16 protein-coding genes and 3 tRNA genes are annotated in these 15,238 nt (G+C 35.4%); 8 read left to right on the top strand and 11 right to left on the bottom strand.

Going from position 1 to position 15,238, the window contains the following annotated elements; genetic code table 11:
* The first annotated feature begins 19 nt into the window (after positions 1–19).
* From D1866_RS11450 to D1866_RS11460, 3 genes are all read left to right on the top strand, one after another.
* Positions 20–119: transfer RNA gene (locus tag D1866_RS11450), tRNA-Ser, on the top strand.
* Positions 120–511: 392 nt separating this feature from the next.
* On the top strand, positions 512–748 hold the full coding sequence (locus D1866_RS11455) for an AbrB/MazE/SpoVT family DNA-binding domain-containing protein (RefSeq protein WP_152939996.1): 237 nt from the start codon (positions 512–514) through the stop codon (positions 746–748).
* Positions 726–1,127, top strand: coding sequence for a type II toxin-antitoxin system VapC family toxin (locus tag D1866_RS11460; RefSeq protein WP_152939998.1), 402 nt, complete (start codon positions 726–728; stop codon positions 1,125–1,127). The genes D1866_RS11455 and D1866_RS11460 overlap by 23 nt, the downstream gene beginning before the upstream one ends.
* Positions 1,128–1,851: 724 nt before the next feature.
* Here the strand turns inward: D1866_RS11460 and D1866_RS11465 are convergent.
* Positions 1,852–1,926: transfer RNA gene (locus tag D1866_RS11465), tRNA-Asp, on the bottom strand.
* 215 nt (positions 1,927–2,141) lie between these two features.
* Here D1866_RS11465 and D1866_RS11470 point away from each other — a divergent pair.
* The 4 genes from D1866_RS11470 to D1866_RS11485 all read left to right on the top strand — a co-directional run bounded on the left by D1866_RS11470 (position 2,142) and on the right by D1866_RS11485 (position 3,531).
* Positions 2,142–2,492 (top strand): hypothetical protein, encoded by a 351-nt coding sequence (locus tag D1866_RS11470; RefSeq protein ID WP_152940000.1) that lies wholly within the window; start codon positions 2,142–2,144, stop codon positions 2,490–2,492.
* Positions 2,493–2,498: 6 nt separating this feature from the next.
* Complete coding sequence (locus D1866_RS11475; protein ID WP_152940002.1) at positions 2,499–2,828, top strand: hypothetical protein; 330 nt, start codon at positions 2,499–2,501, stop codon at positions 2,826–2,828.
* Positions 2,829–3,025: 197 nt separating this feature from the next.
* A complete protein-coding gene (locus tag D1866_RS11480; protein ID WP_152940004.1) occupies positions 3,026–3,202 on the top strand; it encodes a hypothetical protein in 177 nt (58 codons plus the stop codon).
* 182 nt (positions 3,203–3,384) lie between these two features.
* A complete protein-coding gene (locus D1866_RS11485; RefSeq protein WP_152940006.1) occupies positions 3,385–3,531 on the top strand; it encodes a hypothetical protein in 147 nt (48 codons plus the stop codon).
* Between the two features lie 298 nt (positions 3,532–3,829).
* On the opposite strand, the gene D1866_RS11490 is transcribed toward D1866_RS11485, so the two are convergent.
* The 4 genes from D1866_RS11490 to D1866_RS11505 form a co-directional block, all read right to left on the bottom strand.
* Positions 3,830–3,925, bottom strand: a tRNA-Ser gene (locus tag D1866_RS11490).
* 60 nt (positions 3,926–3,985) lie between these two features.
* Positions 3,986–4,294: a 30S ribosomal protein S10 gene (gene rpsJ / locus D1866_RS11495; RefSeq protein ID WP_013775541.1), complete on the bottom strand. Its 309-nt coding sequence runs from the start codon at positions 4,292–4,294 to the stop codon at positions 3,986–3,988.
* Between the two features lie 19 nt (positions 4,295–4,313).
* Positions 4,314–5,621 (bottom strand): translation elongation factor EF-1 subunit alpha, encoded by a 1,308-nt coding sequence (gene tuf / locus D1866_RS11500; RefSeq protein WP_155861237.1) that lies wholly within the window; start codon positions 5,619–5,621, stop codon positions 4,314–4,316.
* Positions 5,622–5,678: 57 nt separating this feature from the next.
* The gene (locus tag D1866_RS11505) at positions 5,679–6,263 is read right to left on the bottom strand and encodes a 30S ribosomal protein S7 (protein ID WP_152940010.1); all 585 of its coding nucleotides are present in this window, start codon (positions 6,261–6,263) and stop codon (positions 5,679–5,681) included.
* Positions 6,264–6,347: 84 nt separating this feature from the next.
* On the opposite strand from D1866_RS11505, the gene D1866_RS11510 reads away from it, so the two are divergent.
* Complete coding sequence (locus D1866_RS11510; RefSeq protein ID WP_048054554.1) at positions 6,348–6,827, top strand: bifunctional nuclease family protein; 480 nt, start codon at positions 6,348–6,350, stop codon at positions 6,825–6,827.
* Here D1866_RS11510 and D1866_RS11515 read toward each other — a convergent pair whose 3' ends face one another.
* From D1866_RS11515 to D1866_RS11540, 6 genes are read right to left on the bottom strand one after another with little or no spacing between them, the layout of a single operon-like run.
* The gene (locus tag D1866_RS11515; protein WP_013775545.1) at positions 6,828–7,268 is read right to left on the bottom strand and encodes a 30S ribosomal protein S12; all 441 of its coding nucleotides are present in this window, start codon (positions 7,266–7,268) and stop codon (positions 6,828–6,830) included.
* 9 nt (positions 7,269–7,277) lie between these two features.
* Complete coding sequence (locus tag D1866_RS11520) at positions 7,278–7,709, bottom strand: NusA-like transcription termination signal-binding factor (RefSeq protein WP_048054555.1); 432 nt, start codon at positions 7,707–7,709, stop codon at positions 7,278–7,280.
* Positions 7,710–7,721: 12 nt separating this feature from the next.
* Positions 7,722–8,039 (bottom strand): 50S ribosomal protein L30e, encoded by a 318-nt coding sequence (locus D1866_RS11525; protein ID WP_013775547.1) that lies wholly within the window; start codon positions 8,037–8,039, stop codon positions 7,722–7,724.
* 4 nt (positions 8,040–8,043) lie between these two features.
* Positions 8,044–9,222, bottom strand: coding sequence for a DNA-directed RNA polymerase subunit A'' (gene rpoA2, locus D1866_RS11530; protein ID WP_152940012.1), 1,179 nt, complete (start codon positions 9,220–9,222; stop codon positions 8,044–8,046).
* Between the two features lie 6 nt (positions 9,223–9,228).
* Positions 9,229–11,871 carry a DNA-directed RNA polymerase subunit A' gene (gene rpoA1, locus D1866_RS11535; protein ID WP_152940014.1) on the bottom strand — a complete coding sequence of 881 codons (2,643 nt, stop codon included), beginning with the start codon at positions 11,869–11,871 and terminating at the stop codon, positions 9,229–9,231.
* Positions 11,864–15,235, bottom strand: coding sequence for a DNA-directed RNA polymerase subunit B (locus D1866_RS11540; protein WP_152941369.1), 3,372 nt, complete (start codon positions 15,233–15,235; stop codon positions 11,864–11,866). The genes rpoA1 and D1866_RS11540 overlap by 8 nt, the downstream gene beginning before the upstream one ends.
* Positions 15,236–15,238: the final 3 nt, after the last annotated feature.

Here is a 15,238-nt window from a genome sequence, read left to right on the forward strand (position 1 = left end):
TCATGGTAATTTTATAATTGCCGGGGTGCCCGAGCGGACCAAGGGGCTGGCCTTGAGAGGCTAAGCTTAAGAAAGCCAGTAGGGGAAACCCTGCACGGGTTCAAATCCCGTCCCCGGCGCTTTCCTTACTAGAAAAAAGATGTATAATAACCATTTATCGTAGTTTTCCTTATTACTTCGTAATTGCATATGTATACATATTAAAATTGCTTATAGGTTATAACAAACTAAACATAAAAGCTAATTTACCTTAAGCAGATATGTATTTCTATCTACTATTACTTAAATCACAAAAATTAATGCAAGTAAGCTTATAGGGTTGCCTATATTTTCGTATAATTTAGAATTAATATTTTGCTTGACTAGAATATACTAGAGTCATTTATACCGTGTATTACTAGATTCCAAGTCAGAAAATTCTTAATGATTAGAAGGTTAATGAGCTATTCCTCTTCCAAGTTTAACTCTATTATTAGTTAAACTTTAATAATTGTTAAACCTAACGTAGTTTATGGAGGTAAAAGTTCATAGGAAAGGAATCATAGTTATTCCTGCAGAGGTTAGAAGGAAGCTTAATATTAAAGAAGGCTCGTTCATCGAGTTAGAGGTTGAAGGCGATAAAATTATCTTAAAACGTAAAATGACTCTGTTGGACGCTTTTGGCATAGATAAAGATATGGGAGATTCTGCTATAAAAGAGCTCGAGAGATTGAGGAAAGAAGAAGTTGAAAAAGAAAATTCTATTTGATACAGGTTTTTTCCACGTATACTTTGCTGGGCTTAATGAAGAAGCCAGGAAAGTTATGGAAGAAGTTTATGAAGGTAAAAGTGTAGGTTATACTCTAGATCTTAATTTAGCTGAATTCCTTTATACTTATGGCAGGCTTAAGGGAATAGAAGAAGCTAACGCTAGGCTATCCTTAATTCTAAATTCACCAATAAAGATTGTTAGCACTAATAAGGAACTCGCTTTAAGAGCAGGTGAGCTGAAAATAAAGTACCAAGGCCTTTCAATTGTAGACTGTTTTATAGTAGCCTTTGCCGAAAAAGAGAATGCTATAATATATACTACAGACTCTGGAATAGGAAAAGTGTATAAAAACACTAAATTAGTTATATCCGGTTAAGAGGCACAGTAAGTTATACTCCTAAATAAAACTGTAATAACGTACGCATTCTTCTTTAAATCCTAGCAAAGTTATTCTATTAATCAAACGTGTCAAATAAGATAGAAAGCCCCCTAGGGCTTTTGCAACACTCCTCAGCAAGCAAACTAATTTGCTTGCTAAACAATAATTATCCTCAATTCCTTTACTTAATAGGAATAATAAGTAATTTTTTCTATTTTAAATAAGTTTCTAAATTATATCTATTATAGAAATGTTTTAAAGAGCAGAGTTGTTTGAACAATTTATGGCTTAAGAAGAATTGCAAGCTGTTATGGATCAATCTGCAAATTACGAATACAATATATACGATTACTTTGCACAACAATGGAAACAAATGACTTACAAGATATAGAACAATATTCACAAATCGTATTGTTAAATAAAGCACCAATAATAAGCCAAGAGGACTAAAAGTATCAAGTGCAAGAATATAGAAAATGCATACTCGAACAACATGTATTGGTTATGCCTCGGTGAAATAGAGATAATCAATAACGATTAACTAATCATAAAGCCTAAGAGAAAATATTATAAATATCTGTTAGACTCATTCCATGATCTTCCCATATAAGTAACGTTCTAAATTATTTCCAAGTACTATCGACATTTTATTATATAATAAAAACACGAGATGCATATAAGATAAAAATTTAAAAATATTGTCGAGCCCACTTAAAACGCGCGCCGTAGCCGGGATTTGAACCCGGGTCAAGGGCTCGACAGGCCCTCATCCTAGACCGGGCTAGACTACTACGGCATATTAATATTATTACAGTAAGTATTTAAAGTTTACTCACTACAACTTCTAAAAACTAATAAATAAGGTTTTCTTCTACTGTTCGACATTCTCTTTCTAAGTATTATCCCTCCTGTATTATGAATCTTATAGTTTTAAATTTCGTTTTAAGACCAAATCTAGTGTTGAATTGATACTATAATAACATTTAAGATTAGTAAAATCGACTAAAGTGTATGTCTCAAGAGGAACTAGAGGAATATGAGGCTGAAGGCAATGTAGAAGAAACCAAGGAAGTATTAAAAGAGCAAAACGAAACGCAAGGTTACGGAATATGCCTCGATATTTTAAATAGCTTAGCTAGTATTGCAGCAGTCCTTGCATCAAAGCTCAGCGCATTTACCAACTTAGTTACAGATATGAAGGAAGTCAATGAAGAGTTAAAGTGTAATGAGAAGATACCAAAGAGGATAGAAGAGAACAGTAAAGACTTAAATTACCTAAAAATGACTTTACCAGCAGTTGCTACTAATGAGGACGTAAGGTGTGAGGCCGAGAATTATCCCTTGTATACCTTATTCAGATAAGGAATAATGGCAAGAACTAATTGTAATGGAAATAATATGATGGCTTACATAGGAGGAGCATCAAGCCTTTGGAGAGCAGGAAAAAGATCTTATGTTAGCGTATACCAATTTGGCGCAGAAAGAAGATTTCCATTTTATAAGAATTTATACGACAGAATGCCAGAATTAATGAAAAGTAAGGGAGTTACAGGAGGCTATATTGTAGTATTATTAGGTGCAGAAAGAGCAGAACAAGAATACGTAAATCCAATATATCCAAACAATTACGAATCGAACCAACCACCACATTCAATAATAATACCAAACTATGGAGAAAGAATAAAGATGATAACATAAGATAAAATTATACTTATAATAAGAGATAGTCAAGGACATTGTTTTTGTAATGTTTGTTCAGCAGACGCGAAATCTGTCTCGGTAATGTATCCTTCTTTTCTTCTTGGTTTGGGTAATTTCTTTGTTGTTTCTCAGCCTCCTCAGTTTCTTCAGCCTAGGATGTACCTTGTTGTGAGTGATGATATTAATGAGTATTAATGTGCTCGCCTATTCACTCTGCTGGTGAGGAATGTGGAAATGCTAGGATGTGCGGATTCGTTCTGCAAGCCTTTAGCCTTGATGAGTATTGCAAATTATATTCACAAGCAACTGGTAAATCTTTTAATGCCTCGGTAAAAAAATGGAGGTATCGTTTTAAGAATCCCTCCTTCTAACTCTTGGAATTGTGAGGATATAATAAGTTGGGGTGAGAGTTTGGGCTATGAGAGGTCTTTTCTAAAAGCTTATATTTAATCTTGCTATTGCTGTTGGGTCAATTCTGTCTAGTTTTCCTAAGGATTATCAGGATGAGATTGAGGATTGTATTTACGGTTCTGAATTTGGTAATTGTGAGAATTTGAAGGAGTGCGAGGATGAAGTCAAGATGGTTGCTGATGATATTTATAATTCTATGCAATCTGAGGATAGCGATAAACTAATCTCTATTATTCATTATTGTCATGATGAGAGTATTACTGTGGATAAGGATTGTTATAACTCATGATTTTCTCAATTTAAGGATAAAATAAAGAGGTTAAGTGTCTGGGATTATTATCACCTAGGTGAGGATGGGAAAGATGAATTAGCCTCTGTAATGGCTGAGGAAGAGTGCAAGAAGATTTGTTCAAAATTTAATGCAAATAAATACGAGGAGTGCATGAAAACCTATATCCTGGAATTAGAAGGCACATAACAGAATAGCTATGCTCTAGGTTTTATAGTAAGCAAAAATAGTGACCTCTTATTCTAAGTATATTTTTATCCAGAACTATGAGAAATTGTTGCTTGTAATTTGTTAAAGGCGCCGGGGACGGGATTTGAACCCGTGCAGGGTTTCCCCCACTGGCTGACCGGTTAACTCTCCAGGCCAGCCCCTTGGTCCGCTCGGGCACCCCGGCAATTATAAAATTGGATAAAAAACTTAAAAGATTTGCACTAATAAGTGAAGGAAAAATCGCCTAAATTAATTCTATTTCAATATATACGTCTTCTGGAACTCTTACTCTCATTAATTGTCTCATTACCCTTTCATCAGCAGCAATGTCTATTACTCTTTTATGAATGCTCATCTCCCACTTTTCCCATTTCTTCCTTCCTTCTCCGTGCGGTAATTTCATTACAGGAACTTCTAGTCTTTTAGTAGGCAAAGGCACTGGACCTCTCATACTAATTCCGGTCTTATCGACTATAGCCTTTATTTGTGTCACAACGTAATTTAGATCTTTAACGTTTGTGCTCCATAATCTTATTCTTGCTTTAGTAGGCATAAAAAACACCAAAAAGAGTTTACTTAATCTCTACCTTCATTGGTTTAATGTCAGTTATAACTCCTACTCCTACAGTTTTACCCATATCTCTTATTGCAAATCTACCTAACGCTGGGAACTCGGAGAACTTCTCTACACATAGAGGCTTAATTGGTTTGAACTTCACTATTGCTGAATCTCCTTGCTTTAAGAATTGTGGATGGTCTTCTACTACTTTACCAGTCTTTGGATCCAGCTTTTGTACTAACTCTGTAATTTTACAAGCAACACTAGCAGTGTGAACGTGAAGAACTGGCGTATAACCTACTGCTATAGCTGTTGGATGCCAGACTACGATTATTCTAGCTGTGAATTCATCAGCAACCGTTGGTGGATTATCTAAATGACCTGCAACGTCTCCTCTCTTTATATCCTTCTTTTCTACACCTCTAACGTTAAAACCAATGTTGTCTCCTGGCTCTGCTTTTTCTAATCTTGTATAGTGGGTCTCTATAGACCTTACTTCTCCTTTCTTTCCTACTGGCATGAATACTACTATATCGTTAACCTTTAACACTCCACTCTCCACTTTGCCAACTGGTACTGTTCCTACTCCAGATTTGGAGTAGACGTCTTGTATTGGTATTCTTAAAGGCTTATCAATAGGCTTCTTTGGAACTTCAAACATGTCTAATGCTTCTTCTAATGTTGGTCCATTATACCATGGCATATGCTCAGATCTATGAGTTACATTCTCTCCTGTAGGAGATACTACTGGAACAAAGGGAACTTTGCTAACATCGTATCCGAAGGCTTTCATGAATTTTGATACTGTATCTTTAACTTCATTATATCTCTTTTCGCTATAGGGCGGGTCAGTCAAATCCATCTTAGTTACTGCTACTACTACTTGGTTTATTCCCATAGTCTTAGCTAATATTATATGCTCTCTGGTTTGACCTTCTTCGCTCATTCCTGCTTCAAATTCTCCTTTTTTAGCAGAAACTGCTATTATTGCTGCATCAGCTTGACTAGCTCCAGTTATCATGTTCTTTATGAAGTCTCTATGCCCTGGTGCATCAATAATTGTGAAGAAGTACCTCTTAGTCTCAAATTTCATGAAGGTTAAGCTTATTGTTACTCCTCTTTCTCTTTCTTCCTTTAATCTATCAAGAAGGAATGCATATTTTTCTGACTCTTTTCCTAACTTCTTTGCTGCTTCTTCTGCTTCCTTAATTGTCTTTTCGTCTAAAAATCCTCTATCCATTAATAGTCTTCCTACTAATGTACTCTTACCGTGATCTACGTGTCCTATTACTATTAAATTCAAGTGAGGCTTCTGAGGCACAGACATTTATTCTTCACTCCTCACGCATTCTATTACATTCTTCATTAAAAAATTAGCTTATCTTGAGCTTAGGGCAATTCTCTCAATTTCTTCTTTCTTTCTTATAGCATAACTTTTTGGATCGTTAGATGAAGCCGCTATTATTTCTTCAGCCAATGCTTCGTCTATAGGCTTAGGATTATTAAATGATGCAGTTCTTGCGCCTTCTACTAGGTATCTTAATGCTAAGTCAACTCTTCTTTGAGGAGCTACATCTACAGCAACATAATAAACTATACCTCCATACATTATTCTAGTTACTTCTTCCCTAGGTGCTGAATTCTCTATTGCTCTAACTAAAACCTGGATAGGATTCTGACCAGTTCTTGCTGCAATTATCTCAAACGCTGCCCTAACTATATTATACGCTAAGAATTTTTTGCCCTTATTTCTCCCTGGTCTCATCAACTGATTTATCAACCTTTCTACTATGGGTACTCTAGACTTACCAAATCTCCTATGCTCATGTCTTCCTCCAGTATGAGGTAAATACACTGGCATTAATGATATATATTTCTTTAAACTGGGGTCTCTTATTTCAACTTTTGTATCCCATTTTCCAAATATTCTAATATCTAGCTTGCTTAATTCGTAATCGCTCATGCTATGAATGTTATGATAAGTGGAATATATAACTATCTGTTAATGAAGGGTTTAATATGTTGTAAGTCATATTTATTTTTGATAATGAAAGAGGAAGAAGATTACATAAAAGTAAATAGAGTTGACGCATTTGTTTACCCACTAGATGGTTTACCCGTAATGGTTTGCTATCTAGAAGATGGTAGGGAATTTAATTTATTTTATGTGCCAATAGAAATTGTTATAGCAATAAATAAAATAAAAAAACAGTATGAAGAAGATAGTATATTAGGTGATAAGAGAGAAACAATTTTCGATATACTGTCCTTCATACCAGAAGTTACGGAAGAAATAAGCAAACATATTAACAAAGTAACTATTGACGATATTTCTGGGTCAGTTTATATAGCAACTATAGAGCTAAAATTTGATGGTGTTATAATTCAGAAAAGAATGATACCAAGTCATGCTATATACTTAGCATTAATTTCTAACAAACCAATATATGTTAAGAAAAGCTTAGTAGATGAACAGGAAAAAGAAAGGAAGAAAGGTGAAGGAGGAGAAGAGGAAGAGAAGAAATAATTACCTAACTGGTTTTTGTTTCTTTCCTTTATATAATGCGTCTAAAGATACTCCATTAACCATAATAACCTTATATCTAACTCCCGGTAGGTCACCCATCGATCTACCTAATGTACCTCCTATGCCTGCTATTACTACCTCGTCGTGCTCATCGATAAAGTTTACTCCACCGTCTCCTGGAACGAAAGCAGTAACTACTCTGCCATTCTTAACTAACTGAACTCTAACACATTTCCTTACTGCAGAATTAGGCTGCCTAGATTCTATACCTACTTTTTCTAAAACTATTCCTCTAGCCATTGGAGCTCCTTCTAATGGGTCAAATCTCTTCTTTAATTGTAACATCCTAGCTTTGAATGACCTTTGGCTCCATCTAAACTTTAATCTCTTAAGTTTAAGTTTTCTTGCTGCGTATAAACCTTTAGGTGATTTTCCCGACATTTACGACCCTCAGACAATAACTACTGAGTCTATATCCATATATCTTTTTAAAATTAATTTTGCTCTAACAACGTTCTTTCCGCTTTTACCTATCGCAATACCTTTATCTTGTGGATCTACTGTTATATAGACAGTCTTTTTACTATCATTATCTATAACTTTTACACTTCTTACTCTTGCTGGTGACATTAAGTTCTTTACCATATCCTCTAGATTATCACTATATGCAACTATTTCTATATCTTTTCCTAAAACTTTCTTTAGCTTCTTTACGTTCATTCCATTTTTTCCTATGGCTAAACCCATAAAATGAGGATCGACCAAGAAAATTATCCTATTATTTTCTTCATCAACAACACAATCCTTAGCAGTAACTTTGGTTACTTCTTGAAATAAAGACATATATCTTATTTCGTCCTGAGTTAGCTTAATCTCTGGCAATTATAATACACCTCATGAGACTGGCTTTGCAAGTTGTAGAATCTTTGAGTCACCTTCATTTTCTACACCAATAGTTGATACCATAAAAGGTTTTCCAGCTAATGTTCCTAATTCCCATCCACTACCAGGATATTCATAAACTGGTACTCCAGACATTTTAGAATAATATAGAATATCTGCCTTTAAATCAGTCCTTAAGGTAGATGCTATTATTACTGCCTTAATTTTGCCTAATTTTAAGTTTTTTATTGTTCTTCTTGCCCCAAATATTACCTTTCCTGTTTTTAAAAGTGTTTTTAATTCTGATTCAAATGATATTTGTTGAGACATTTTATCACCTCACTCCAGGCTTCATGAGAAGCTCAACCATTCCAGTTCCAAGTTTAATAGGTTGCCCAATAATAATATTTTCTACTACTCCTCTAAACTCTTCCACGTCACCTCTTGCTGCAGCGTCTAATAAATGTTTAACTGTTACTTCAAAGGCAGCTTTTGCAAATACACTAGTTTTTTCTCCAGTTACGCCATGTCTTCCAATTTGCCTAACTTCTCCGGTTCTGGTCATTATATCGGCAACTAGCTCAACATGCCTTATATCCACATCTAAACCTTGATCGTCTAATACTTTCTTAATTTCTCTAGTTATTAATTCTCTTGCGGCTTCAATTCCCAATACGTTTTCTACTTCGTGAAGATTATTTGTTTCTATCCTACTTACATCCACTCCTTTAATTCCTAATACTCCTTCTAAGTTAGATCCATCTGTTATAATCACGTATTCATCTCCTCTTTTTTGCACTATTGCTCTTTTTATTCCTTTAATACCTTTAATTTTAGTATTAAGTATCTTTTCTCTTGCTTTAAATAATCCGGTTATACTATCCATATTCTGGAAAGTGACGGTAATTGTTAATTCATCTGGTCTATCAATAGTAAAGTCACCTAATTTTAGTTTTCTGATCACTTTTTCAACTTCGTCTGGCTCAATTCCTTTATCTTTTAGCATTTTCTCATCAAGATGAATTATAAGAGCCATAGAAGCCATATCTATGCTGGTAGAATCTACGACGTTCTCAATTTTTGTGTATTCTATTTTCCTAGCTATAGAAATTGCCTTTTCCCTATCTGTTTTATATTCATCTGTAAGATAGATAGTCATCATTGGTGTAGATGGAACTTTTCTTGCGTCTACTATTTCTATTAATCTTGGTAAACCTAAAGTTACATTTAACTCTCTAACTCCAGCAAAGTGGAATGTCCTTAAAGTCATCTGAGTACCCGGCTCCCCAATTGATTGGGCAGCTACTACGCCTGCAGCTTCTCCAGGATTTATTAGCGATACGTCATAATCTTTTAGCGTCAAATTAATTATCTTATCAATTTCCTCCTTAGTTATATTTGCTGGATATGAGATTATTGCATCTCTTAACTTCTGAATAACGGTATCTGGAATTTTACCACTTAATGAAGATAATTTTTCTTCCAAATATTTTTTATCTTCCTCATTAATCATAAATTATCACCTCTTCCAACCTACAACCCTTTCTAGAATTCTATTTACATCAACAGTTTTACCGTGAGAGCTATACATTGGATGTACGCCATCGCCTCCATATAAAGTTTGTATTACCTCGCCATATAAAGTTCTTACGGTGCCATCATATTCTATTCTTAAATCTGACAACGCATTTATTAATCTTCTTTGCATGTAGCCGCTTTGCGAAGTCCTTACTGCAGTGTCTACTAAACCTTCTCTACCTGCAGCTGCGTGGAAGAACAATTCTATAGGATTTAATCCGCTTCTAAATGATGAGTATATGAAACCTCTAGCTTCTGCAGATATATCATTGCGTTTAAAGTGAGGTAACGCTCTCTCATAATACCCTCTAGATATTCTTTCACCTCTTACTGATTGTTGCCCTAGCATTGCTGCCATTTGAGTTATATTTAGAACGCTACCTCTAGCACCAGTTCTTGCCATAATATACACATTATTAAATGGATCTAAGTCAGCTGCTGCAATCTCACCAGCATCGTTTCTTAATTTATCTAACGTATCTAGGATATAACTTTCCAAGCTTTCCTCTAAAGTTCTACCGGGTATTTGCTCTAGTTCTCCTTTTTCATACTTTGCAATTAGCTCTTGAACTTGTTTATCAGCCTGCTTTGCTTTTTCAGCTATTTTTGCCATAGCTTCTTGCGAAATAGTTACATCGTCAATAGTCATTGTAAGTCCGTGAATTTCTATATACCTTATAAATACCTTGAATATGTTATCCATTAACCACAATCCGTAATCCTCTGGATACTCTCTAATTAACCAATGAAGTATGCTTTCTGGCTGTTGATTACCTAAGGCTTTCTTGTCGAATACTCCTTCTAATAGCTTTCCATTTTTAATAACTATGTAAGAATCGTGCGGGCAATCTTCATCAGTGCATAATCTAGGACCGCTTGCTATGTTAGCTTGACCATGATAATTAAAGTCCTCCGGTAGGAATAAACTTACTACTTGCTTTCCTGTGTATAATCTCTTAGGTGCTAATATTGCAGGCTCTCCAATATCTTTAGATATGTTTGCTACTCCAAGTATAGTTTGTACTTCATCCTCTGTTAAAAGCGTAGTTTTTACAGTAAGTAAATAAGCGCCGCTGATATAATCTTGAGCAGAACCCATAATAGGACCTCCATATCTAGGAGTTAAGATGTTCTTATGTACTGTCATTAATTCCTTGGCTTCTGCAATAGCTTCTTCTGACTGTGGTACGTGCAAGTTCATTTCATCTCCATCAAAGTCTGCGTTGTATGGTGGACATACAAGCAAGTTTAATCTGAAAGTTCTACCCGGTAATACTTTAACTTTGTGAGCCATCATAGAAATTCTGTGTAAAGATGGTTGTCTATTGAATATCACAATATCACCGTCTATTAGATGTCTTTCAACTATAAAACCGGGAGCTAATGTCGACGCAAACTCCTTCCTGTCTTTTACATAACGTAAATCAATTCTTCTACCATCTGGCTTTATAACGTAATTTGCTCCAGGCCATTTGTCTGGACCATTTAGCACGTATTCCCTCATTCTTTCAATATTCCACTTTGTAACCCTTTCTGGAACTGTAAGTATTTTTGCAATATCTATGGGAACTCCTACTTCATCAATACTTATGTTAGGATCAGGAGATATTACAGTTCTTGAGGAAAAGTCAACTCTTTTACCGGATAGATTGCCTCTAAATCTACCTTCTTTACCTTTTAATCTTTGTGCTAGAGTTCTTAACGGCCTACCTGATCTATGTTTTGATGTAGGTAAGCCTGGAATTTCATTATCAAAATACGTTGCAACATGATATTGTAATAGGTCCCATAGATCTTCTACTATTAATTGTGGAGCTCCTGCATCTATGCTTTCTTTTAATCTTTCGTTAATTCTAACTATATCTACAAGTTTGTGTGTTAAATCGTCTTCGGCTCTAATTCCATTTTCTATCATAATTGATGGTCTTATTGTAATAGGCGGTACTGGTAGGACAGTTAGTATCATCCATTCGGGCCTACTAGTTTTAGGATCGTATCCTAATAGTTCTACATCATCGTCAGGTATTCTTTCAAGCCTATCCCTTATATCTACTGGAGTTAACCTAACTACACCTTCTTTTCTCTCTTCGTAGAAATTGTATGGTTTTTCAAGCTTTATCTTCAATTGTTTCTCTCCACAGTGCGGGCAAACTGGAGCTTTCATTGAAGATTTCTTTATATGCTCTACAAGTCTTTTAGCAGCTGAAGGCCATCTCTTATTTATAGCATGATAAATCCTTCTGTACCTTTCTAATTCTTGATCCTCTAATTTTATTCTACCGCATCTCCTACAAGTTGCACGAAGCAAATCATATATATGTTTAACAAACCCTACATGTATAACTGGCTTTACTAGCTCAATATGACCAAAATGTCCAGGACAATTACCCATCATATTTCCACATGTAGGGCAACGCTGGCCAGGTTCAATTACGCCTAACCTTGGATCCATAACACTGCCTTCTATTGGAGTACCGTCTTCGTCATAAACCTCAGAAGTAATTATAGCAGTTACTGACATCTTCCTTATTTCGTCTGGAGACAATATGCCGAATTTTACTCCTTTTATTATTTTTTCACTCATTATTATCACCTTTTAAAGAAACTTTATCGCCAAGAATTAATCTGGGTGAAATAACCATGCTCATCAGCTCTTGGAGTAATAATTTGAACGCATAGGATATAGTAACTGGGTATAAATTAGCTTTATCACCGTGAATTGGACATACGTACTTATTCTTATTCTTATCATACCAGCCTATGTAACCGCATTGCTCGCAAACATAAACAGTAGTTTTATCAGAATTATCAAGTAATCTATCTTTTATAACCATTGCAGCTCCATAACCTATCAAACAATCTCTCTCCATTTCTCCAAATCTTAATCCTCCTTCTCTAGCTCTACCTTCTGTAGGCTGTCTAGTTAAAATTTGAATAGGCCCTCTAGCTCTACCGTGCATTTTATCCGCAACCATATGATGTAATTTCTGGTAATAAACTACTCCATATAATATCCTTCCTTTTACTTTTTGTCCTGTTCTGCCATCATACACAACTTCTGTACCGTCTGGTAAGAATCCGAAATCTAGAAGCTTCTTTTGCAATTCCTCTATTGGCGTATTATAAAATGGAGTTGCATCCACTGTTTTACCAGATAATGCAGCGTATTTTCCAGCCAATGCTTCCATTATTTGACCTAGTGTCATTCTAGATGGTAATGAGTGGGGATTAAGTATAATGTCTGGTACAATACCTTTAACAGTATAAGGCATATCAGCTTGTGGTATTAGCATGCCTATTACTCCTTTCTGTCCATGTCTAGTTGCAAACTTATCTCCTAATTCTGGTATTCTTAAATCTCTAACTCTAACTTTTACTAGTTTATTTCCTTCAGAGGTCTCAGTAATTAACACTAAGTCTACAATACCTTTTTCTCCATGTCTAGTTATTACTGAAGTATCTCTCTTTGCTTGCTCTGGCGATAACTCTTTAAATTCCTGTAGAAACCTTGGTGGGCTAACTTTTCCTATTAATACGTCTCCTCCTTTTACTTCGACTTCTGGAGGAACTATTCCGTTCTCATCTAGTGACTTATAATAATCACTACCTTTGTATCCTCTAACTCCTGGTTCTGGTAATTGTATCTTATCTTCTTGGCCTCCAGGGTACTTAATTTCTTCCGCTGAGTACAGCCTGAAGAACGTTGATCTAAACATTCCTCTTTCTACTGAGGATTTATTCATGATAATTGCATCTTCCATGTTATAACCGGTAAACGACATTACTGCTAGTATAGCGTTCTCTCCAGCAGGTCTATTATTGTACCCAATTATATCTAACGCCCTTGTTTGCACTAATGGTTTTTGAGGATAGTGCAAGAAATGAGCTCTACTATCCGTTCTTAACTGGTAGTTAGAAGCATAAAGACCTAAAGCTTGTTTAGCCATTGCAGACTGGTAAGTATTCCTTGGGGACTGGTTATGTTCTGGATATGGAATTATGGATGCTGTAATTCCAAGTATTGCTGGCGTCCATATTTCTAAGTGAGTATGCTCTGGAGTGACTTTACTTGGCTCTAATGCTATATACGCATTCTCTTCTTCCTCTGCATCTAAAAATTCTATTTTACCTTCCTTTACTAGAGTATCAAATGTAATTTCTCCTTTCTTTAATCTTTGAATATCCTCTTCTGTAACTAATGGTTTACCATCTTTTACCACGATTAACGGTCTCCTAACTCTTCCGCTATCGGAATTGACATAAACTTCATCATAAGTATCCGTAACTATATGAGCTACATTTATTTCATCACTAATTTCTCCAGCTCTTCTTTTCTCTCTTATTTTATTAGCTAATTCCTCACCATTAGGATAATAACCTACTAATCTTCCATTTAATATTACCTTACTCCAATTAGTGTAAGACGATGGATCTTCTCCTTCATCAATTTTCCTTATTAATTCTTCTAGTGGAATTACTCCTAACTCGTAAAGCATTTTTTCGACTATCTTATCATTTATTCCTACGGATATTTGAGCGAGCAAAGCTAAATTCTTAACTAGACCGCTGTTTGGACCTTCTGGAGTTTCAAATGGACACATCCTACCCCATTGTGTGCCATGTAAATCTCTAGCTTCAAAATTTGGCTGACCTCTAGCTAGAGATGAAATAACTCTCCTTAAATGGCTTAACATTGATAGCCAATTAGTTCTATCTAAAAGCTGGCTTACACCAGTTCTACCTCCTACCCAGTTTCCAGTAGCCATCGCATGCCTTATTCTTTCTGTTATAATATCTGGTCTAACTAGCGCATTAAGAGTTAGTCTTCTTCCTCTTACCTTAGACTTTTCTAATTGATAAACTAGATCTTTTACAAATGCCTTAAACGCTACTCTAAATAAGCTAGAAAATAGATCACCTGCAAGTTTGAGTCTCTTATTAGCATAATGATCCTTATCGTCTGGCTCTCTTCTACCTAACTGTAATTCAATTAGTTTTGAAACAGCGTAACCTAAATAATACGCTTTCTTTTTCCTATCTGCAGGAGTAAGGCCTAAATGAGGTAGGAAATACTTATCTAGAACTTGCTCTGCTCTTTCTATTCTATTTTCTCTTTTTTGACCTATGGCGACTCTATTTCCTATAAAATCTAATGCGTCTTCTTGTGTAGTGATAGAAGAAGCTTGCTCTAAAGATGGTAATAACTCGTTTTGTATTTCTTCGTCAAAGGAGACAGCAAAGGTTATATCTCTGTCTGTTTCTAGCCCTAAGGCTCTCATTAATATCGCAAATGGAATTCTTCCAGGAACTGCTGGGAACGAAACGTGAATTGTGGAGTCTCTTAATCTTTCTATCGTTATTGGAACTCTATATCCTGCAGTACTGGATATTATTTTTGCTGTATGAGTAACATTTGAACCGCTCTTTCCTTCATCTACTAGGACTCTATTAGTAGCTAGATCTTCTTGTGTTACTATCACTTTTTCTGTTCCATTTATTATGAAGTACCCTCCAGGGTCTTTAGGATCTTCGCCTATTTCTACTAGTTTTTCTGCAGGCAAGTCGGCTGTAGGGTCTGCTACTGATTTAAGCATTATAGGTAAGTCGCCTATGTAGACTTCTGTAGGTTCTCCTTCAATATTGTTCTCAACAGGAATCATTGTTAGATATATTGGTGCTGCATACGTTAAGTTCCTAAGTCTTGCTTCCATTGGAGTTATTTCTCTATCTCCTCTATCTGCCTCCCTTACTCTTGGCTTACCTACCCTTATCTTACCAAGTTTAATCTTTAATCCAGGGATTTCTGTCTCAATCTCTCCTTGCTCATCAATTATCTCTTGAAGCTTATTCTTTATAAAATCGTTAAACGAATCTAAATGCTGTCTTACTAACCCTCTAGATTTGAAATAGGATTCTACTATTGCCCACCTATCATCTACTGAAAGCATCAT

The sequence above is a fragment of the Acidianus ambivalens genome, from assembly GCF_009729015.1.
Classification (GTDB): Archaea; Thermoproteota; Thermoprotei_A; order Sulfolobales; family Sulfolobaceae; genus Acidianus; species Acidianus ambivalens.